Annotated in this window: 21 protein-coding genes; 12 read left to right on the plus strand and 9 right to left on the minus strand. The window is 66.9% G+C overall.

From position 1 onward, the window contains the following. Positions 1-7: 7 nt before the first annotated feature. The 4 genes from manD to C8J46_RS17050 are packed head-to-tail and all read left to right on the plus strand — an operon-like array spanning position 8 to position 5,401. Positions 8-1,219, plus strand: coding sequence for a D-mannonate dehydratase ManD (gene manD / locus C8J46_RS17035; protein ID WP_132741615.1), 1,212 nt, complete (start codon positions 8-10; stop codon positions 1,217-1,219). Then, complete coding sequence (locus C8J46_RS17040; RefSeq protein WP_243643473.1) at positions 1,213-2,502, plus strand: MFS transporter; 1,290 nt, start codon at positions 1,213-1,215, stop codon at positions 2,500-2,502. The genes manD and C8J46_RS17040 overlap by 7 nt, the downstream gene beginning before the upstream one ends. Further along, the gene (uxaC, locus tag C8J46_RS17045; protein ID WP_132741617.1) at positions 2,499-3,911 is read left to right on the plus strand and encodes a glucuronate isomerase; all 1,413 of its coding nucleotides are present in this window, start codon (positions 2,499-2,501) and stop codon (positions 3,909-3,911) included. Before C8J46_RS17040 ends, uxaC begins: the two co-directional genes overlap by 4 nt. After that, the gene (locus tag C8J46_RS17050; RefSeq protein WP_132741619.1) at positions 3,908-5,401 is read left to right on the plus strand and encodes a mannitol dehydrogenase family protein; all 1,494 of its coding nucleotides are present in this window, start codon (positions 3,908-3,910) and stop codon (positions 5,399-5,401) included. Before uxaC ends, C8J46_RS17050 begins: the two co-directional genes overlap by 4 nt. Positions 5,402-5,430: 29 nt before the next feature. Here C8J46_RS17050 and C8J46_RS17055 read toward each other — a convergent pair whose 3' ends face one another. Beyond that, the gene (locus C8J46_RS17055) at positions 5,431-5,796 is read right to left on the minus strand and encodes a DUF4440 domain-containing protein (protein WP_132741704.1); all 366 of its coding nucleotides are present in this window, start codon (positions 5,794-5,796) and stop codon (positions 5,431-5,433) included. A gap of 251 nt (positions 5,797-6,047) precedes the next feature. Here C8J46_RS17055 and C8J46_RS17060 point away from each other — a divergent pair, with 251 nt between their 5' ends. Continuing rightward, a complete protein-coding gene (locus C8J46_RS17060; RefSeq protein WP_132741621.1) occupies positions 6,048-6,974 on the plus strand; it encodes an L-lactate dehydrogenase in 927 nt (308 codons plus the stop codon). Between the two features lie 65 nt (positions 6,975-7,039). On the opposite strand, the gene rpsU is transcribed toward C8J46_RS17060, so the two are convergent. Beyond that, positions 7,040-7,240: a 30S ribosomal protein S21 gene (rpsU, locus tag C8J46_RS17065; protein ID WP_132741706.1), complete on the minus strand. Its 201-nt coding sequence runs from the start codon at positions 7,238-7,240 to the stop codon at positions 7,040-7,042. Between the two features lie 317 nt (positions 7,241-7,557). Here rpsU and C8J46_RS17070 point away from each other — a divergent pair, with 317 nt between their 5' ends. The 4 genes from C8J46_RS17070 to C8J46_RS17085 all read left to right on the plus strand — a co-directional run bounded on the left by C8J46_RS17070 (position 7,558) and on the right by C8J46_RS17085 (position 12,195). Further along, positions 7,558-8,241 (plus strand): NAD(P)H-dependent oxidoreductase, encoded by a 684-nt coding sequence (locus C8J46_RS17070; protein ID WP_243643469.1) that lies wholly within the window; start codon positions 7,558-7,560, stop codon positions 8,239-8,241. Positions 8,242-8,356: 115 nt separating this feature from the next. Next, positions 8,357-10,753, plus strand: coding sequence for a phosphoketolase family protein (locus C8J46_RS17075; protein ID WP_243643470.1), 2,397 nt, complete (start codon positions 8,357-8,359; stop codon positions 10,751-10,753). After that, positions 10,741-11,781: an acetate kinase gene (locus C8J46_RS17080; RefSeq protein ID WP_132741623.1), complete on the plus strand. Its 1,041-nt coding sequence runs from the start codon at positions 10,741-10,743 to the stop codon at positions 11,779-11,781. The genes C8J46_RS17075 and C8J46_RS17080 overlap by 13 nt, the downstream gene beginning before the upstream one ends. 129 nt (positions 11,782-11,910) lie before the next feature. Continuing rightward, positions 11,911-12,195 carry a hypothetical protein gene (locus tag C8J46_RS17085; protein WP_132741625.1) on the plus strand — a complete coding sequence of 95 codons (285 nt, stop codon included), beginning with the start codon at positions 11,911-11,913 and terminating at the stop codon, positions 12,193-12,195. Positions 12,196-12,266: 71 nt separating this feature from the next. Here the strand turns inward: C8J46_RS17085 and C8J46_RS17090 are convergent, their stop codons facing one another. The 5 genes from C8J46_RS17090 to C8J46_RS17105 form a co-directional block, all read right to left on the minus strand. Continuing rightward, on the minus strand, positions 12,267-12,707 hold the full coding sequence (locus tag C8J46_RS17090; RefSeq protein WP_132741627.1) for a hypothetical protein: 441 nt from the start codon (positions 12,705-12,707) through the stop codon (positions 12,267-12,269). A 69-nt stretch (positions 12,708-12,776) separates the two neighbouring features. Beyond that, entirely contained in the window at positions 12,777-13,409 is a 633-nt protein-coding gene (locus C8J46_RS17095) for a response regulator (protein ID WP_132741629.1), read from the minus strand. Further along, entirely contained in the window at positions 13,402-14,976 is a 1,575-nt protein-coding gene (locus tag C8J46_RS17100) for a PAS domain S-box protein (protein ID WP_165886605.1), read from the minus strand. Before C8J46_RS17100 ends, C8J46_RS17095 begins: the two co-directional genes overlap by 8 nt. A gap of 124 nt (positions 14,977-15,100) precedes the next feature. After that, on the minus strand, positions 15,101-15,235 hold the full coding sequence (locus tag C8J46_RS21425; RefSeq protein WP_279388908.1) for a hypothetical protein: 135 nt from the start codon (positions 15,233-15,235) through the stop codon (positions 15,101-15,103). A gap of 3 nt (positions 15,236-15,238) precedes the next feature. Next, a complete protein-coding gene (locus tag C8J46_RS17105) occupies positions 15,239-16,057 on the minus strand; it encodes a universal stress protein (protein ID WP_132741631.1) in 819 nt (272 codons plus the stop codon). Positions 16,058-16,230: 173 nt separating this feature from the next. Here C8J46_RS17105 and C8J46_RS17110 point away from each other — a divergent pair, with 173 nt between their 5' ends. Both C8J46_RS17110 and C8J46_RS17115 read left to right on the plus strand, forming a co-directional pair. Then, positions 16,231-16,881 carry a BON domain-containing protein gene (locus tag C8J46_RS17110; protein WP_132741633.1) on the plus strand — a complete coding sequence of 217 codons (651 nt, stop codon included), beginning with the start codon at positions 16,231-16,233 and terminating at the stop codon, positions 16,879-16,881. Continuing rightward, entirely contained in the window at positions 16,882-17,583 is a 702-nt protein-coding gene (locus C8J46_RS17115) for a VIT family protein (RefSeq protein WP_132741635.1), read from the plus strand. Positions 17,584-17,613: 30 nt separating this feature from the next. Here the strand turns inward: C8J46_RS17115 and C8J46_RS17120 are convergent, their stop codons facing one another. Together C8J46_RS17120 and C8J46_RS17125 are read right to left on the minus strand one after the other, a co-directional pair. Then, the gene (locus tag C8J46_RS17120; RefSeq protein ID WP_132741637.1) at positions 17,614-18,966 is read right to left on the minus strand and encodes an amidohydrolase family protein; all 1,353 of its coding nucleotides are present in this window, start codon (positions 18,964-18,966) and stop codon (positions 17,614-17,616) included. A gap of 176 nt (positions 18,967-19,142) precedes the next feature. Further along, on the minus strand, positions 19,143-19,928 hold the full coding sequence (locus tag C8J46_RS17125; RefSeq protein WP_132741639.1) for a FadR/GntR family transcriptional regulator: 786 nt from the start codon (positions 19,926-19,928) through the stop codon (positions 19,143-19,145). Between the two features lie 108 nt (positions 19,929-20,036). Between C8J46_RS17125 and C8J46_RS20930 the strand changes: the two genes are divergently transcribed. Further along, complete coding sequence (locus tag C8J46_RS20930) at positions 20,037-20,195, plus strand: hypothetical protein (RefSeq protein ID WP_165886606.1); 159 nt, start codon at positions 20,037-20,039, stop codon at positions 20,193-20,195. Positions 20,196-20,244 lie beyond the last annotated feature (49 nt).

Consider the following 20,244-nt stretch of genomic DNA (forward strand, 5'->3'; position numbering starts at 1 on the left):
ATCCGCGATGCCCAAGATCGTTTCCGCCCGCGTCATCGTCACCTGTCCGGGGCGCAATTTCGTCACGCTGAAGATCGAATGCGACGACGGCACCACCGGGCTCGGCGACGCCACGCTCAACGGCCGCGAGTTGAGCGTCGCGAGCTACCTGACCGATCACGTCGTGCCGTGCCTGATCGGCCGCGACGCACACCGGATCGAGGATGTCTGGCAGTATCTCTACAAGGGCGCGTACTGGCGGCGCGGCCCGGTGACGATGGCGGCGATCGCTGCGGTCGATACCGCGCTCTGGGACATCAAGGGCAAGCTTGCGGGGATGCCGGTGTACCAGTTGCTCGGCGGGGCGGCGCGCGATGCGTGCATGGTCTATGCGCACGCCAACGGCACGACGATCGAGGACACGATCGCGGTTGCCAAGGCCGAGCAGGCGAAGGGCTACAAGGCGATCCGGCTGCAATGCGGCGTACCGGGGCTCGCCTCGACCTACGGCGTCGCCAAGCACGGCGCGCGCTACGAACCCGCGGATGCCGACCTGCCGAGTGAGAGCGTGTGGTCGACCGAGAAATATCTCCGCGTCGTCCCCGAACTGTTCAAGGCCGCGCGCGAGGCGATGGGCTGGGACGTGCACCTGCTGCACGATATTCACCACCGCCTGACGCCGATCGAGGCGGGCCGGCTGGGCAAGGCGCTCGAGCCTTACAACCTTTTCTGGATCGAGGACCCGACGCCGGCCGAGAACCAGGAGGCGTTCAAGCTTATCCGCCACCACACGACGACACCGATCGCGGTGGGCGAGGTGTTCAATTCGATCTGGGACGCCAAGGACCTGATCCAGAACCAGCTGATCGATTATATCCGCGCGACCGTCGTCCATGCGGGCGGCCTCACGCACCTGCGCCGGATCGCCTCGTTTGCCGACCTGTATCAGATCCGTACCGGGTGCCACGGTGCGACCGATCTGTCGCCGGTAGCGATGGCGGCGGCGCTGCATTTCGGGCTGTCGGTGCCTAATTTCGGCGTGCAGGAGCATATGCCGCACACCGATGAGACCGATGCGGTCTTCCCGCATGCGTACAGCTTCGACGACGGCATGATGCATCCGGGCGAGGCGCCGGGGCTGGGCGTCGACATCGACGAGGATCTTGCCGCGACCTACGACTATAAGCGCGCCTATCTTCCGGTCGCGCGTCTCGAGGATGGCACGCTGTGCAACTGGTGAACGCTATCGCCACCCCGGCAGCCGAGAAACCGCGCGGGAAAGTGCGGTGGATCGTCTGCGCGCTTTTGTTCGCCGCGGTCGCGCTCAGCTATATCGACCGGCTCGTGTTGCCGGTGCTCAAACCCGAACTTCAGGCGCGCTACAACTGGAGCGAACAGGGCTATGCCGATCTCGCGATCGCGTTCCAGGCGGCGTACGGCATTGCCTATGTCCTGTTCGGGCGGTTCGTCGACCGGGTCGGCGCCAAGATCGGCTATGCGGTCGCGGTGACGCTGTGGACGATCGGTCATGTCGCGCATGCGCTGTTCACTAGCGCCGGCATGATGATCTTCGCGCGTATCCCCCTCGCGATCGGCGAGGCTGGGGCGTTCCCGGCCGCACTCGCCGCGGCCAACGAATGGTTCCCGCAACGCGAGCGTGCGCTGGCGATCGGCATCTTCAACGCGGGCTCGAACGTCGGGGCGATCCTCACGCCGTTGATCGTGCCGGTGATCGCGGTGACGTTTGGCTGGCGGATGGCGTTTATCGCGACCGGCGCGCTAACAGTGATCTGGCTGGTCGCCTGGCTCGCCTTCTACCGTTCGCCGCGCAAGCACCCGCGCGTCACGCCTGAGGAACTGGCGTGGATCGAGGCCGATCCCGTCCCCGCGGCCAAGCCGGTCCGCTGGCGCACGCTGCTGCGGTTGCGGCAGACCTGGGCGTATATGCTCGGCCGGTTCCTGATCGATCCGGTGTGGTGGACTTTCCTGTTCTGGCTGCCCGATTTCTTCAACCGGCAATACGGCGTGAAGATGCTCGATTTCGGGCCGCCGCTGGTGGCGGTGTATGTGCTCGCCGATGTCGGATCGGTCGCGGGCGGCTGGTTCTCGTCGCGGCTGTTGGCGAAGGGGGCGACCCCTAACCGCGCGCGGAAAACGGCGTTGTTCGCGTGCGCGCTGTTCGCATTGCCGATCATTTTTGCCGCGCAGGCACCGGGACTCTGGTGGGCGGTCGCGGCGATCGGCTTGGCCTGCGCATGCCACCAGGGCTTTTCCGCCAACGTGTACGCGATCCCCGGCGACCTGTTCCCACGCGGCATGGGCGGATCGGTGATCGGTCTCGGCGGGCTGGCGGGCGCATGCGGCGGCATGCTGATGGCCAAGTTCGCGGGCACGATCCTGGCGGGCGTCGGCAGCTATGGGCCGATCTTCGCGGTCGCCGGCTGCGCCTATCTCGTCGCGTTGCTGGTTATCCACCTGCTCGTACCGCACTATACTCCCGTCGATCCGGAACGCCTCGCATGACCCATCCGCTACGCCTCCACCCCGACCGCCTGTTCCCCAGCGAAGGCCGCACTCGCGACATCGCCCGCGCGCTGCATGCGGGCGTGAAGGACCTGCCGATCGTCAGCCCGCACGGCCATACCGATCCGGCATGGTTCGCGCGGAACGAGGCGTTCAGCGACCCCGCCTCGCTGCTGATCGTCCCCGATCACTATGTGTTTCGCATGCTCTACAGCCAGGGCGTGCCGCTCGACGCACTCGGCGTACCAACGGTGGATGGCAGCCCAACCGAAACCGATCCACGCGCGATCTGGAAGATCTTCGCGGAGAATTACTACCTGTTCCGCGGCACGCCGTCGCGGATGTGGCTCGACTGGGTGTTCGCCGAGGCATTCGGGATCGACGTCCGCCTCGAACCCGCGACCGCCGACCTGTATTACGACACGATCGACGCCGCGCTGAAGACGCCAGCCTTCCGCCCGCGCGCGCTGTTCGACCGGTTTGGTATCGAGCTGATCGCGACGACCGAAAGCCCGCTCGACCCGCTCGAGCACCATGCCGCGATCCGCGCGAGCGACTGGAACGGCCGCGTCGTCACCGCCTATCGCCCCGATCCCGTCGTCGATCCGGAGACGCCGGGCTTCGCCGCCAACGTCCGCCGCTTCGGCGAGACCGCTAACGAAGATGTCGGCAGCTATGCGGGCTATCTTGCCGCGCACCGTTTCCACCGCGCGCGCTTCCGCGATGCCGGGGCCACCTCGACCGATCACGGCCACCCGTCGGCGGCGACCGCGGATCTGACACCCGCCGAAGCCGAGGCGCTCTACGCCCGCGTCATGGCGCAGCCGACCGCCGCGGAGTCCGAACTCTTCCGCGCACAGATGCTGACCGAGATGGCGGCGATGTCGGTCGAGGACGGCATGGTGATGCAGTTGCACCCTGCCGTATCGCGTAGCCACAACGCCTCGGTGCTCGCGCGTTTCGGCCGCGACAAGGGTGGCGACATCCCGCTGCCCGGCGAGTTCGTCCGCGCGCTGAAACCACTGCTCGACCGGTTCGGCAACGACCCGGCGCTGACGCTGATCCTGTTCACGCTCGACGAGGATACCTACTCCCGCGAACTCGCCCCGCTCGCCGGCCACTACCCGTCGTTGCGGCTTGGGCCGCCCTGGTGGTTCCACGATAGTCCCGAGGGTATGCGCCGCTTCCGCGAACGCGCAACGGAGACCGCCGGCTTCTACAACACGGTCGGCTTCAACGACGACACCCGCGCCTTCCTCTCGATCCCCGCGCGGCACGACGTTGCGCGCAGGATGGACTGCGCGTTCCTTGCCAAACTGGTCGCCGAACACCGGCTCGAAGAGGACGAAGCGCATGAGGTCGCCCGCGCGCTCGCTTATGATCTCGTCAAACAGGCGTACCGGCTGTGAGGCTGTCTACCGCCACGTTTGACCGGTTGCCCGCCGCCGTTGCACGTCCGACCTACGACCGGTCGCGCGTCAAGCGCGGCGTGGTGCATCTCGGCATTGGCGCATTCCACCGCGCGCATCAGGCGGCGGTGTTCGAGCAAGCGCTGGCAGCCGGCGATCTGCGCTGGGGCATCACCGGCGTATCGCTGCGATCCGCGGGCGTCCGCGACCAGCTGGCGCCGCAGGATGGTCTCTACACGCTCGTCGTCCGTGACGGCGAAGGGGAGCGCTTGCAGGTCATCGGCGCGGTCATGGACTTGCTCGTTGCGCCGGAGGATCCGGCCGCGGTGGTTGCCGCGCTGGCGTCGGCGCACACGCATATCGTGACGCTGACGATCACCGAAAAAGGCTACAAGCTCGACCGCGCGACGGGCAAATTGCAGGCCGGCGATGCCGATGTCGCGCACGATCTGGCCTCGCTCGACGCGCCGCGGACCGCACCCGGGTTCTTCGTCGCCGGGCTCGCGGCGCGCCATGCGGCGGGCACCGGCCCGCTGACGATCCTCTCGTGCGACAATCTGCCGCACAACGGCACGCTGTTGCGCGACGCGGTGCTGGCGATGGCGGCGGCGCACGATGCGGACCTGCGCGACTGGATCGCTGCCACCGTGACGTTCCCGCAGACGATGGTCGACCGGATCGTGCCCGCGACCACGCCTGCCGATATCGCCGCGCTGGCCGGGACGCTGGGGGTCGAGGACCACGCGATGGTGAAGGCGGAGCCGTTCACCCAGTGGGTGATCGAGGATCGCTTCGCCGGCGAACGGCCCGATCTGGCGGCGTTCGGCGTCCAACTTACCGACGCGGTGGCGCCGTGGGAGGATGCCAAGCTGCGGCTGCTCAACGGCGCGCATTCGGCGATCGCCTATCTCGGCGGGCTCGCCGGTTTCGACTTCGTCCACGAGGTCGTCGCGCGGCCCGCGGCGCGCGCGTTCGTCGAAGCGCTGTGGGACGAGAGCGCCACGACGCTCGATCCCCCCGCCGCGCTCGATGTCGTGCAATACCGGGCGGCGTTGATGGCGCGCTTCGCCAACCCTGCCCTCCAGCATCGCACCCGCCAGATCGCGATGGATGGCTCGCAGAAGCTGCCACAACGGCTGCTCGCGCCAATCGCGGACCGTCGTGCAGTCGGGTTATCGGTCGACGCCCTGGCGCTGGCCGTCGCGGCCTGGATGCGGTGGCAGTCGGGCGTTACGGATACGGGGGAGGGCTTCACGATCGACGATCCGATCGGTGATCGGCTCGGAAAAGCGGTTCGCGACGCGACGACGACCCAGGAGCGGGTCGATGCGCTGCTGGCTTTGCTGTCGTTCAGGCCCGACCGGAATTTACGGAACGCGATCGTGGCAAACCTGGCAAACCTCGAAAACTCGGGCGCAATATCGGCGATCGAAGCGGTTCTTGGCAGCCTCGCTCCGCGTGGAAAGGGCGAGGAAATCACCTCGCCCTGACCTAGACCGTCCGGATCCTGACGCGGCTGTCAGGCGACGGATGCCTTGAGTGCGGGCGTCTGCTGATGCTGCACCACGCGCCATTCCTCATGCTCAAGCCGGCGCATCGTCGTGGTGCAATAGGCGGTATAGCCGTCGGCGCCCTCACGGCGGGCTTCGGCCTTGTAGGCGATCGCGATCAGTCCCTCCTGCGGGCGCATGATCTGTTGTTCGCTGAATGTCACGCTCGACCACCGCGGTGTATCGGCGACGGCCTCGATCGCCTGCGCGCCGGTGAGGACGAACGGCTGTTCCGGCAAGACCATGACGCACTCGTCGTCGATCAACGCGTGATAATGGGCCGCGTCGCCGGTCCACAGGCTCTCCTCGAATTCCCAGATCCTGGTGTCGTCCATCATTGCGTCTCCTTTGCTGATAGGGGAGCGCCAGGGACTCCAAAACGTTCCGCGAAGCTGATGATAACGTGACGTCTTTAGCGAAAGCGGCGCTGCGGATCGGCGATATTCGCCCGATCGAGAACGCGCCTATGCGTCCATGTCATTCGATCGATGGTTGGCGCAGGCAAGACCAGCGTGTCGCCGCTGATAGTTTGCTCCGATAATCTGCGCCGAGAGTCTGCGCGGCGCCCCGAATGTGGAGTTCACCAATGCCTGTTTCATCCCGTATCGCTATCGTCGGTGCCGGTAACGTTGGCGCTACGACCGCCTATGCGCTGATGCTCCGCGGGTTGTTCGCCGAGATCGTGCTGATCGATACCGATAGCGATCGCGCAACCGCCGAAGCGACCGACATTGCCGACGCCAACGCGATCGCGCGGCCGGCGCGGATCTGGGCGGGCGACTATGCCGATGCCAGGGACGCAAGCATCCTCGTGATCACCGCCGGAGCCGCGACGGCCGATGGAGAGGCCCGGACGTCGGTTGCCGGCAAAAGCGCGGTGATCGTACGCACGTGCGTCGACGCGGCGATGGCGGCGGGGTTCGAGGGCATTCTGGTCGTCGCATCCAATCCCGCCGACGCCATGGCGCAGGTGGCGCAGGCGACCTCCGGATTGCCGGCGGCGCGGGTGATCGGCACAGGCACGCTGCTCGACAGCAATCGTTTCAGGAAGCGCGTGGCGGACCAACTCGCGATCGCTCCCGGCGCGGTCGAAGGCCTGGTTCTGGGCGAACATGGCGACAGCGAAGTCATGGCCTATTCCAGCGTTCGAATCGGCGGCCTGGATCTCGACGCGTATCTGGATGGGGCAGCGTTCGATCGGGCTTCGGTCGCGCACGAGGTGGTGCGTGCCGGCTATACCATCAGTCACGGCAAGGGACACACATCGTTCGGCGTCGCGACCGCGATCGTCCGGATCTGCGAGGCGATCCAGCGTGACGAACATATCATACTGCCGGTGTCGGCCAAGCTCGATGGTCAGTTCGGGATTTCAGACCTGTATCTGAGCTTGCCATGCCTCGTCGGCGCGGCCGGGATCATGCGTATCCTGACGCCCGACTTGACGACCGAGGAGACGGCCGCGCTGCATGCGTCGGCCGACGCGCTGCGCCGCACGCTATCCGAATGCAAATAGGGCCGCGTCGATCGACGCGACCCTGCCGGCGCTATCTCAAATAGACGTCGCGCCGTCGGCGTGACTTAGTTGTCGCGCTCGGCGCGCTTGCGGTCTGCCTTGCGTGTGCGGCTGACGGCGGCAGCGTGTTCACGCGCACGCTTCTCAGACGGCTTTTCGTAATGCCGGCGCAACTTCATTTCACGATAGACGCCCTCGCGCTGCAACTTCTTCTTCAAAGCGCGGAGGGCCTGGTCGACGTTGTTGTCGCGAACGATGATCTGCATGGTAGAAAGGCTTTCGGCGCGCAGTGGCGCAATGGTGAGTCGCCGCCGCTTTATGGCGCCGACGAGTATAAGCCAAGCCCGGAAATGCATAGCCATGCGCTGATCGCTACAATGCGGCACGATCCAGCTTGAGCCGATGCCCGATACTGGTCGCGTTCCAGGGCGGGATGCCGGGGATAAACGCCGCGCCCTGCGTAGTTCCCGAGGGTCACCGGGCTGGCGGTGAATCGATAGGCCATGCGGGACCCCCGACGTCGAAGCCATCCGCTGCTGCGGGGCGGACGGCGCGCGGAAAGCTTTTCTGCAAGGACGTTGCGATGATCGTCGACGAACGAATGCCAACCGACCGCAGGCACGCGGTGATCGTGTGCCATCCCGATCCGTCGAGTTTCAATCATGCGATCGCGCATACCTACCGCGACGCGGTCCGCGCGACGGGGCAGGGGGTCGTGCTCCGCGACCTGTATGCGATGGGCTTCGATCCGGTGCTGACGGCGGCAGAGCGACCGACGGATCGTATCGCGACCTACCGCCAGGACGTGCTCGACGAGATCGCGGCTATCGAGGGCTGCGACGTGTTCGTGCTGATCTACCCGATCTGGTTCGGCACGCCGCCGGCGATGCTCAAGGGGTATGTCGAACGGGTGTTCGGCGCGGGCGTGCACCCCGACGCGCTGCAAGGCCGGGCGCGGACCAGCTTGCTGGGCGGCAGGCGCCTGCTGAGCTTTTCGACATCGGCGGCCAGCAAGATCTGGCTCGACGAACAGGGCCAGGGGCAAGGGCTGAACAGCGTTTTCGACCAGTATATCGTCCATGCCTTCGGAATGCGGTCGCAGGAGCATCGGCGGTTCGCGCATATCGTGCCGGGTCTGAGCCCGCACCTTGCCCGCGGGTATCTCGAAGAGGTTTCGGCACAGGCGCGTCGCACCTGTGCGCAAGTCGCGTTCGGCGACGAGGCTCTGCTGTCCGACCCCGGTCTCGTCGCGCAGATGGCGCGCTGACCATGGCGTATTTCGAAGGAAACCGCATGACCCGCGTGATGCACGCCGGCGTCATATCCACGCCGATCGCGATCAGCGGCTCGACGTGTCCGATGGTAAAAAAGGAGCGTCGAGCATGACCGTATTAGCGATGCCATCGTCCGTTGCGGCGCCGACCAAGACACATCCGCTGTCCCCCGACGTGTTGCGGCGGATGGATGCCTATTGGCGGGCGGCGAACTATCTGTCGGTCGGGCAGATCTATCTGCGTGACAATGCGTTGCTCGATCGGCCGCTGACGATCGCCGACGTGAAGCCGCGGCTGCTCGGCCACTGGGGTACGACGCCGGGGCTGAATTTCCTGTACGTCCATCTCAACCGGCTGATCGTCGCGCATGATCTCGACATGATCAATATCATCGGGCCGGGGCATGGCGGCCCGGGGCTGGTGGCCAACACCTATCTGGAGGGTTCGTACACCGAGCGCTATCCCGCGATCGAGCGGAGCCGGAGCGGCATGCACCGGCTGTTCCGGCAGTTCTCGTGGCCGGGTGGCATCCCGAGCCATGTCGCACCCGAGACGCCGGGGTCTATCCACGAAGGCGGCGAGCTCGGCTATTCGCTGGCGCATGCGTATGGCGCGGCGTTCGACAATCTGGACCTGATCGTCGCGTGCGTGGTCGGCGACGGCGAGGCCGAGACGGGCGCGCTGGCGGCGAGCTGGCATTCGAACAAGTTCCTCAACCCCGCGCGCGATGGCGCGGTGCTGCCGATCCTGCATCTCAACGGCTTCAAGATCGCCAACCCGACGATCCTCGCGCGGATCGATGGGCATGAGCTCGACGCGTTGCTGCGCGGCTATGGACATGAGCCCTATTATGTCGGCGGCAGTGATCCGGCGGCGGTCCACCAACAGCTCGCCGCGGCGCTCGACAAGGCACTGGCGAAGATCCAGGCGATCCAGGCGGCGGCGCGGATCGAGGGCGTTACGCCCGAGCGACCGCGTTGGCCGATGATCGTGTTCCGCACGCCGAAAGGCTGGACCGGGCCGAAGTTCGTCGACGGCAAGCCGGTCGAGGGCACCTGGCGCGCGCACCAGGTGCCGATCGCGGACTTCAAGGATCCCGAGCATCTGCGTCAGCTCGAAGCGTGGATGCGGAGTTATCGGCCGGAGGAGTTGTTCGACGCGAACGGCAAGTTCCTGGAGGAATACGCATCGCTCGCACCGACCGGGCATCGGCGGATGGGATCGAACCCGCATGCTAACGGCGGCGAGTTGATGGTGCCGCTGTCACTGCCCGATTTCCGGGGTTTTGCGGTGCCGGTGGACGCGCCGGGCAAGGTGAAGGCGGAGGCGACGCGAGTGCTCGGGCGGTATCTACGCGACGTAATGAAGCTCAACCTGCCGACGGTGAACTTCCGGCTGTTCGGGCCGGACGAGACCGCGTCGAACCGGCTGGCCGACGTGTACGACGTGTCGGGGAAAGTTTGGATGGCGGAGATCGAGGCGGTCGACGAGCATCTCGGGCCCGACGGCCGCGTGATGGAGGTGCTGAGCGAGCATCTGTGTCAGGGCTGGCTCGAAGGGTATCTGTTGACCGGGCGGCACGGGCTGTTCTCGTGTTACGAGGCGTTCGTCCACATCGTCGACTCGATGGTCAACCAGCATGCCAAGTGGCTGAAGACGACCAGGACGATCCCGTGGCGGCGGCCGATCGCGTCGCTCAATTACCTGCTGACCTCGCATGTCTGGCGGCAGGACCACAACGGGCTGTCGCATCAGGATCCGGGGTTCATCGATCACGTCGCGAACAAGACCGCGGACGTCGCGCGGATCTATCTGCCGCCCGATGCGAACTGCCTGTTGTCGGTCGGCGACCACTGCCTGCGCAGTCGCGGCTATGTGAACGTGATCGTCGCGGGGAAGCAGCCGGAGTGGCAATGGCTCGGGATCGACGCGGCGGTGCGGCATTGTACCGCGGGCGCTGGGATCTGGGACTGGGCGGGCGACGATGCAGACCCGGACGTAGTGATGGCGTGTGCGGGCGACGTGCCGACGCTGGAGACGCTCGCGGCGGTGACGCTGTTGAGGGAGTACGTGCCGGACATTCGCATCCGGGTGGTGAACGTGGTCGACCTGATGAGCCTGCAGCCGCGGTCGGAACATCTTCACGGGCTCGACGAGCGCGAGTTCGATGCGCTGTTCACGAAGGACACGCCGGTGATCTTTGCGTTCCACGGCTATCCGGCGATGATCCACAAGCTGACCTATCGGCGCGCCAATCACGCGAATATCCATGTCCGCGGGTATAAGGAAATGGGGACGACGACGACGCCGTTCGACATGGTCGTGCTGAACGATCTCGACCGGTACCGGCTTGCGCTCGACGCGATCGAGCGGATCCCGCGCTTCCGCGACCATGTGCCGCGCGAGACGGCGCGGTATTGGACGACGATGGAGCGGCACAAGTTGTACATCGCCGAGCAGGGCGACGATCTGCCGGAGGTGCGCGACTGGCAATGGTCGCGATAGAGGGGGGCGCGGTAGTTCTGGCGCTCAATAGCGGATCGTCGTCGCTGAAATACGGGCTGTACGCGGTGGACACCGAGCCGGTCCTGCTGGTCGGCGGGACGATCGAGACGGCCGAGCATCATGGCGACGATCACGCGCGGTTCTTCGACACGATCGAGACGGCGTTGCATGCAGGGCCGACGCCGACTGTGATCGGCCACCGGATCGTCCATGGTGGCCCGCACCGCGACGCGCATTGCCGGATCGACGCTGCGATGATGGCGGATCTGGAGGCGGCGTGCGCGTTCGCGCCTTTGCATGGGCCGGCGTCGCTGGCGCTGATCCGGGCCGCGGGTGCGCGCTATCCGGGGGTGCCGCAAGTCGCGTGCTTCGACACGGCGTTCCATGCGGGGATGCCGGACGTTGCGAAGACATTGCCGATCGCCAAGGAATACCGGGCCGGCGGCGTCCGGCGATACGGCTTCCACGGCCTCTCCTGCGAGTCGATCGTCTATCAGCTCGGTGACAAAATCCCCGCGCGGCTGGTGATCGCGCATCTCGGCAATGGCGCGAGCGTGACCGCAGTGCGCGATGGCCGATCGATCGACACCAGCATGGGGCTGACCCCGTCTGGCGGCGTGATGATGGCGACGCGGACGGGCGATCTCGATCCGGGCGTGCTGCTGTATCTCCTGCGTGAGACCGGACTGGACGGTAGCGCGCTGGCGACGCTGGTCGATCACGCATCGGGGATGGCTGGCGTATCGGGACTGTCGGGTGACATGCGGATACTGCGGGCTGCCGCGACGGGTGACGCCGACCTCGCAATCCGGATGTTCGAAAGGTCGGTGTGCAAGCAAATCGCGGCGATGATTGTCTCACTCGGCGGTGTGGACAGGGTCGTGCTGACCGGCGGCATCGGCGAGAACGATGCGGCGACCGGTCGGGCGATCCGCGCGGGTCTTGCCTGGGTGGCAGAGCTCGATATCCGCATAATGCCGTCGCAGGAGGATGCGCGGATCGCGTTCCACGCCGCCGCGCTGGGCTGACGAATACCGCGAAGTACGTGCTTTCCGAGTCCCGACGCCTTCGCTTGCCCGCGCTACTGTCTTGATACGGATCAGCCCTTCGACACCCGCATCGTGCGGCAGCGAGGACGAGCCGGCGGGGACTTCGCCATGAACGCTATCCATACCGAGATGCTCTATTTCCAGCGCCGCCTCAACGCCACGCGAGCGATGGCCGATGCCGCTGCGGGGCCGTGCGCGCGGGTCGCGCATGAAACGCTTGCCCGTCTGTATGGCGAGACGCTGGCGGCACTCGCTGCCACGCTGCCGTGCTTGATCGCCGAACCGGTGGCTGCGATCCCGCGGCGTGTGTTGCGTGTCGAGCGCGCGGTGACGCCACCGACGCTGCGCAAGGTGACGGCCCGGCCTCGCCTGACGCTAAAGCTCGCCTGCTAGTGCGCGAGCGACGTGCGTCTTGACGTGAAGCAAGGAAAGGCCGGTGGGCATCCCACCGCCTTTCCGTCGTCTCACCCTTCGGCATTCCAGGTGGACCAGCCGCGGTCGATCGAGGCGGCGATCGCGGTGAGGAGGGGGGCGTCGCCGGTGGTGCGGTCGAGGATGCGGTCGCCGTGGCGTTCGGCGGCGTGGATCAGCGCGGGCGGCGGGACGGTACCATCGAGCAGGATCGCCTTCCCCCGCCAGCCCGATGCGCGCATGGCGTGGAGCGTCTCCATGCCGCTGCCCCCATCACCATCGACTCCGCATGCGACATCGACGACGATGCAGGGGACGTCGCGCGAGCGGGGATCGGCAAGCAGTGCCGCGCCGGTCGCGTAGGAACGGACGTCGTAGCGTTCGGATAGCAGCATGATCTGCCGCGCGCGGCGTATCACCGGGTCGCCGTCGACCAGCGAAACGCCGATTCCGAAATGGGGTGGGGCAGGGGATTGGATCGGGTGGTCGGTCATCGAATATCCTTGTCCTGACCTTCGATGACACCCCTCCGTCGCCGTGTCTGTACGTAGAAGACGAGGGCGTCAGGCGGGTTCGGCGGTCTCGCCAAGGCCCGCCGAAAACGCGATGCGCAGGACGTCCGACAGGCTGCGCGCGGCGAGTTTCTCCATCAGATTTGCGCGGTGGACTTCGACGGTGCGGGTGGCGATGGCGAGGTCGTAGGCGATCAGCTTGTTGGGGCGGCCGAGCACCATCCCGTCGAGCACGTCGCGCTCGCGCGGGGTGAGTGCAGCGAGCCGGACGAGCGCGTCGGCGGCGGCGAGGTGTTCGCGGTCGGACCGGGCGGCGTGGGCGAGCGCGGTTTCGATCGCTGCGAGCAAGGCACTGCGTTCGAACGGCTTTTCGAGAAACTCGATCGCGCCGGCCTTGATCGCGCGGACCGCGAGCGTCACGTCGCCGTGGCCGGTCAGCATGATCACGGGCAGCGTGATGCCGGTCTGCGCCAAGCGCGCCTGCACCGCGAACCCGTCGAGATCGGGCATCCGGACGTCGAGCAGCACGCAGCCGCGCGTTTCGCGCGTGACGGCTTTCAGGAAGTGCGTGCCGGTGGGATAGGTTTCGACGGCATAGCCCGCCTTGCGCAACAGGAAGCCGACCGACTGCCGGATCGCTTCGTCGTCGTCGACGATGTGCACTGTGCGGAGTGGATCAGACATCGGTGTCGCCTTCCTGAAGCGTGGCGAGCGGTACGGTGAAGTGGAACGCGGTGCCGCCGCTCGGCACGCCGTCCGCCCAGATCCGCCCGCCATGCGCCTCGACGATCGTCCGGCAGATCGACAGGCCGAGCCCCATGCCGTCCTCCTTGGTGGTGGCGAACGCTTCGAACAGGCGCGCGCGGACGTCGGTGTCGATGCCCGTGCCGGTGTCGGCGACGGTGATCTGCATCCACCCCTCGCGCTCGGACGCGGTGGCGATCGATAGCGTCCGGATCGGCGAGGCGGCCATCGACTGGATCGCGTTGCGGATGAGGTTGACCAGTACCTGCTGGATCTGGATGCGGTCGACGCGGACCAGGGCCGGGCTTGGCGATGCCCTGTTGACGACAGTGATGCCCGCCTCGTGCGCGCCGAGCAGACCGAGACTGGTCGCTTCCTCGACGAGCAGGTCGAGCGCTTCGTCGCGGAACCCGGTATCGCCGCCATCGACGAACGCGCGCAGCCGGCGGACGATCGTGCCGGCCCTGAGCGACTGTGCCGCCGCCAGTTCCAGCGCTTCCGCGACGTCGGCCAGGAGCGGGGCCAGTACCGGATCGTCGCCGTCGGCGATCATCGCGTGCGTCGCTTCGAGGTAGTTGGCGATCGCGGTCAGCGGTTGGTTGATCTCGTGCGCCAGCGTCGACGCCATCGTCCCCATCGCGCTGACGCGGGAGACGTGGATGAGCTCAGACTGGAGTTCCTGCAACCGGCGTTCGGTCGCGTGGCGGTTGGTGAGATCGCGGATGAAGCCCGTGAAGATCCGTTCGCCGCCGATCGACGCCTCGCCGACCGCGAGTTCGATCGGGAACGTCTCGCCGCCTTTGCGCATCGCGCGTTCGAGGCGGACATTACCGATCACGTGGCGCTCGCCGGTTTGGCGGTACTTCCGGAGGTGCGCATCGTGGTCGCGCGCCTCGGTCTGCGGCATCAGCATCGCGACGTTCTGGCCGATCACTTCGCTCGCCGCATAGCCGAAGACGAGTTCGGCGGCGGCGCTGAACGAGGCGACGATGCCGTTCTCGTTCATCACGATCATCGCGTCGGGAACGGTGTTGAGAATCGAGCGGAGGTGATGTTCGCGCCGCACGATCGCGGCCTCGGCGGCCTTTTCATGCGTGATGTCGCGGATCACCTTGCCGAACCCGCGCAGCGCGCCGGCGTCGTCGTGGAGCGCGGTGATCGTGACGTGCGCGAGGAATTCGGAGCCGTCCTTGCGGACCCGCCAGCTTTCTTCCTCGACCCGGCCATCGCAGTGCGCGCGGGCGAGGTCGGCGGCGGGTTTGCCTGCGGCGATATCGTCGGCGGGGTAGAAGATCGCGAAATCGCGGCCGATGATCTCCGCCTCGGCCCAGCCCTTGATCCGTTCCGCACCGCGGTTCCAGATCGTGACGCGGCCGCTGCGGTCGAGCATGTAGATTGCGTAGGTGGTCGCGCCGTCGATCAGCAGCCCGAGTTCCTCCGCCAGCATCGCATCGCCGCGCGCCACCGCCTGGGGGTCGGTCTCGTGCGGCGACTGCGACGCGATCATGCGGGCGGTGCGGTGGCTCGGGGGGCGCAAAGGCAAATCATCGAGACGCGGGCCTTGTTCGACACACTGATCCGATCCGTCGGGGGGCAAGACTTCGACGCCCGCGTTCGGAACATGACGCATGTTAAGCCAAGGATCCGCTATATGCTAATAGTCCTTCGATGATCGCGACGATCGACAGGATCGTGCCGCCGACGACTATCCTTCGGTTTGCGGTTACGACCGGGCCGAAATACTTGCGGATCGCGTGGCCCGTCATGGCTCAGTGCGACAGCAACGTGCAGCGCCGGTCGCGCAGCAGCAGGTCGCGGGTGACGCCGCCGAACGCCCATTCGCGGATCCGGCTGTGGCCATAGGCGCCCGCGACGACGAGGTCGGCCTCGATCTCGTCGGCGATTGTGGCGAGCGTGTCGATGCTGGTGTGCTTCATCCGCGCGACGATCTTGTCCGCGTCGACGCCGTGGCGCGCGAGCCAGGCAGCGACATCGTCGATCGGCTTCCGCGCCTCGATCGCGTCGATTGAGACTTCGACGATCACGACGCGGTCCGCGGCCTGGAGCATCGGCAGCGCATCGGCGATCGCGCGGCGGCATTCGCGCGTGTCGGTCCACGCGACCAGGATGGTCGCGAAGCGCGCGGTGGTGGCGCCATCAGGAACGACCAGTATCGGGCGGCCGGCGCGCAGGATCAGGTCGCCGGTGTCGGCGTGCGTCGCGAGGTCGGCGAAGCCCGGCCCGGCGCTGGTGATGACGAGATCGGCGGACCGCGCATGCTCGGCGACGACATGCGCGACGTTGACGAGCGTCGGGATCGAGCGCCAGTCGAGCACATGCCGCGCGAGCCGTTCGTGCGCGTGAAACTCGGTCTTCGCGCGGGCGAGTTCGCCGGCGACGATATCGCGCTCGATCACCGCATATTCGCCACCGAGATAGCCGTCGCACGTGCCGATCTGGACCGGCTGGCAGGCGGCGATGCCGATCACCGCGGCATCGTACTGGTCGGCGAGGGTCGCGGCGACGTCGAGCAGGGCGGCGTTGGGACGGCCGCCATCGAGATGCACCATCAGGGTCGAATAGGTCATGCGCGGTCTCCCTCTTTCGCCGAGCTTTCGGCGTTTGGGAGGATGCGGGAAAGGATCGGGAAGTACGCAGTCGGGCGGCATGCGTAGTTCCCGACGCTGTCGGTGATCGGCCATATCGATAGGCTCGCGATCATCGGCTCGGGCCTTTTCCGCGCTGTTCTCAGGAGCCTGTCATGTCCCACGACGCAAGATTGCAGAAAGCCGTGCTCGCCGAACTCAACTGGGATCCGAGCGTACCCGCCGGGCATATCGGCGTCACCGCGAACAATGGCGTCGTCACGCTCAGCGGCCACGCCGGCAGCTATGCGGCGAAATATGCCGCCGAACGCGCCGCTGCGCGCGTCGACGGCGTCAAGGCGGTCGCCGAGGAGATCGAGGTGCAGCTGGAGGACCGCTTCAAGCGCGGCGACGAGGCGATCGCCAGCGCGATCGTCGAGCGGCTCTCCTGGGATACGACCGTGCCGCACGACAGCGTCAAGGCGCAGGTCGAGGACGGCTGGGTGAGCCTGCGCGGCGAGGTGCGCTGGCATTTCCAGAAGGATGCGGCCGAGGCGGCGGTGCGGACGCTTGCGGGCGTGGTCGGCGTGATCAACCACATCGTGCTGAAATCGCGAGTCGACGTCACCGACGTCAGTAACGACATCCGCACCGCGCTGCACCGGTCATGGTTCTTCGACGGCGACACGATCAAGGTGTCGGTCGATGGCGGCACGGTGCGGCTCACCGGATCGGTCGACTCCCCGCACGATCGGATAGTCGCCGAGCGCACCGCCTGGGCGGCGCCGGGCGCGGTGAAGGTCGAGAACATGCTCGAGATCGCCTGAGTGCGCGCGCTGTCGTCGCACCGCGAACGCCACGTCACCGATCGGATCGGCTGGCTGCGCGCAGCGGTGCTCGGCGCCAATGACGGGATCGTCTCGACCGCGAGCCTGATCATTGGCGTCGCGGCGGCCGGTGGTCAGGTTGCTGCCATCGTCATCGCGGGAACGGCCGGTCTGGTCGCGGGTGCGATGTCGATGGCGGCGGGCGAATATGTCTCGGTCAGTGCGCAGGCCGATACCGAGACCGCCGAACTCGCGCGCGAACGGCGCGAACTGACGGATGACCCGCGCGGCGAATTGGCCGAACTCGCCGCGCTCTACGCCGCCCGCGGGGTGGATGACGCCACCGCGGAAACGGTGGCGGCACAGTTGATGGCGAAGGATGCGCTCGGCGCGCACGCCCGCGACGAGCTGGACATCACGCCGGGTGCGCGGGCGCGTCCGGTCCAGGCGGCGTTCGCGTCGGCGGCGAGCTTCACGGTCGGTGCGGCGCTGCCGTTGCTGACCGTGTTCGTGGTTCCGTCCACCTCGCTTGTCAGGGCGGTTGCAGCGGGATCCTTGCTGTTTCTTGCCGTGCTCGGCGCTGTCGGCGCGAAGACCGGTGCGGCGGTCGTCTGGCGCGGGTTGGTACGCGTCACGTTCTGGGGTGCGTTCGCGATGGCGGTGACCGCGCTGATCGGTCGGCTGATCGGTGGCGCGGTGTAACCCGCGCCGGGGTGCAGCGTGGCCTACATGCTAGCGAAGGCTTCCGATCGCCGGCTTTGCGACGACGCCACGGTGCATGACGAACGTCACGTGTTCGAGCTGCGCGACGTCGTTCAGCGGCGAGGTCGCCACGGCGATGATATCCGCCGTCTTGCCGGGCGTGAGCGTGCCGATATCGTCGCGACCGAGCAGGTCGGCGGCGCCGACGGTGGCTGCCGCGATCGCCTGTGTCGGGGTGAGGCCGTTCTTTACCATCAGCGTGAACTCGGTCGCGTTGTCGCCATGCTTGGAGACACCGGTATCGGTCCCGAACGCGATCTTGACCCCGGCCGCATAGGCGCGGCGGTGGCTCGCGGCCATGGCGGCGGCGGCGGCCTCGGCCTTGACGATCGTGGCAGGCGGCAATGCGCCGCCGCGCGCCTGTGCGAGCGCGGCGACCGGCGCGATCTCGGTCGGCACCAGATACGCACCCTTCGTCTTGAACAGCCGGATCGTCTCGTCGTCGAGGAACGTGCCGTGCTCGATCGAATCGACGCCGGCTTCCAGCGCCGACCGGGTCCCCTCGGCAGCATGACTATGCGCGGCGACCTTGCGGCCGAGCGCATGCGCGGTCTCGATAATCGCGCGCATTTCCTCCGGTGTCATCGCCCGGCCCAGTCCGCCGCTGACGTTGGACAAGACACCCCCGGTCGCGGCGAATTTGATCACGCGCGCGCCCAGCGCAACCTGTGCCCGCACGGCGCGGCGACAATCGTCGGGACCATCGCACAGGTTCACCTCCCTGGCATGGACCATGTCGGCGAACTCCTCGGCGAGCCCGTTGCCGCCATCGCCATGCCCGCCGGTCACCGAGATCATCTCGCCGGCGTTGGTGATGCTCGGCCCCTCGACCGTGCCGGCGTCGATCGCATCACGCAGCGCGCGAATGCCGCGCGGGTCGCCGCCGAGATCGCGGACCGACGTGAAGCCTGCGGCCAATGTCGTCCGGGCGTTGGCGACGGCGGTCATCTCGTCGTCGAACCGATCGCGGTTGAGCGCCTCGAGCCGCGCCCGCATCGGATCGCCGCCGATACCCCAGAGATGAACGTGCATGTCGACCAGCCCCGGGAGCACGAACGCCGTCCGCAGATCGACCAGCGTTGCGCCCGGTTCGGGCGTGACAAAGCCATCGCGCACATCGACGACCTTGCCGTCGCGAACGATGATCGTGCTGTTGCCCCGCGGCGCCTGGCCTGGTCGATCGAGCAGCGTTCCCGCCTGGATATAGGTTGTCGGCGATGGCTTGGCCTGACCCCATGCGGGTATCGCGATAGCCATCGATGCGGCCAGTGCGCTAGCCACCGAGACTGTCGTTGCCAGACCGATCAGACGTATTTTTTTCATGGTCATCTCCCCCGTTGCGCCATGCTTGCCGAAGCGCGGCACGGCGGCAAGGGGGCATCGCGCCGATATTGGGCTGCCGGTGACGTCTAGTCCGACAAGTTCCTATCATACGGTCTGCGGGTGACCGGCAGCGTAGCGGGGATGCACGGGTAAGAGACCCCGAGCGACGGCGCGTGTCAGCGCGCCATCGCCAGCTTCGTATCCTCCAGTGCCAGATCGACCAGCGTCCGCATCGCCGCGCTGGCGCCGGCAGCATCGCCTGCAGCGATCGCATCATAGACCAGCATGTGATCGGGGATCGGATTGCGGGGCAGGGCGCGCGCGCGCATCTTGAACTGGGTGGTCCAGTTGACCGCGGCGCCGATGCTCGCGCTCAACACGATCAACGCATCGTTGCGCGTCGCGGTCAGTATGGCATGGTGGAACTCGCGATCGGCAGCGCGACCGGCTTCGGTCGCCAGCGTCAGCCGCCGCATCGCCGCCAACGCATCCTTCATGAGCTTGAGGTCGGTTCGGTCGCGGCGCTCGGCTGCGAGCGCGGCGGCCGCCGGCTCGACGATCGCGCGCAATTCGAACAGCCCACGGACGAACGCGATGTCGGGTTCGCCGGCAAACGCCCAGGCGAGCACGTCGGGATCGAGCAGGTTCCACCGGCTGCGCGGCAGGACGCGGGTGCCGATCTTCGGACGGCTTTCGACCAGTCCTTTGGCGGTCAGGACCTGCACCGCTTCGCGGTAGGCGCTGCGCGAGACGTCGAGCGTCTTCGAGAACTCGACCTCGCCCGACAAGGTATCGCCGGGCGCATACTCACCCGACAGGATCGCGGTGCCCAGCTTGTGCGCGACCGCCCCGTGCAACCGGCGTCCCGTTCCTCGCCCGACGCGCGGCGTGATGACGTCGTCGGTCCCAGAACTGATCCCAGCGCCATCTTCAACACTGTCCACACCGTCAGTTGTCGTCATCGTGCCCGCTCCCAGCGCCAGACGTAACAGCCCGGCCCCGATCAAGGAACGACAAAGATTGCAAAAGCCAAACGGGGCTAATATGTCCGAGTATAGGGGAGGGGCGCTATGTCCGACAGCAACGAGAATGCGCACGTCCACGCGGCGACCGCCGGGCGGATCCTCGCGAACGGCTGGCCGACCGGTGGCGAGGTCGCGCGTGCAATTCTCCATGGCGGTGACGGCACCACCGCACCGCGGCTCATCGACGGCGTTCCCGCCAACTGAATCGAAATATCGGGGACGAACCGTCGTAACGGCGTCCCGCTTAGGAGAG

It is taken from the genome of Sphingomonas sp. PP-F2F-A104-K0414, from assembly GCF_004340945.1.
Classification (GTDB): Bacteria; Pseudomonadota; Alphaproteobacteria; order Sphingomonadales; family Sphingomonadaceae; genus Sphingomonas.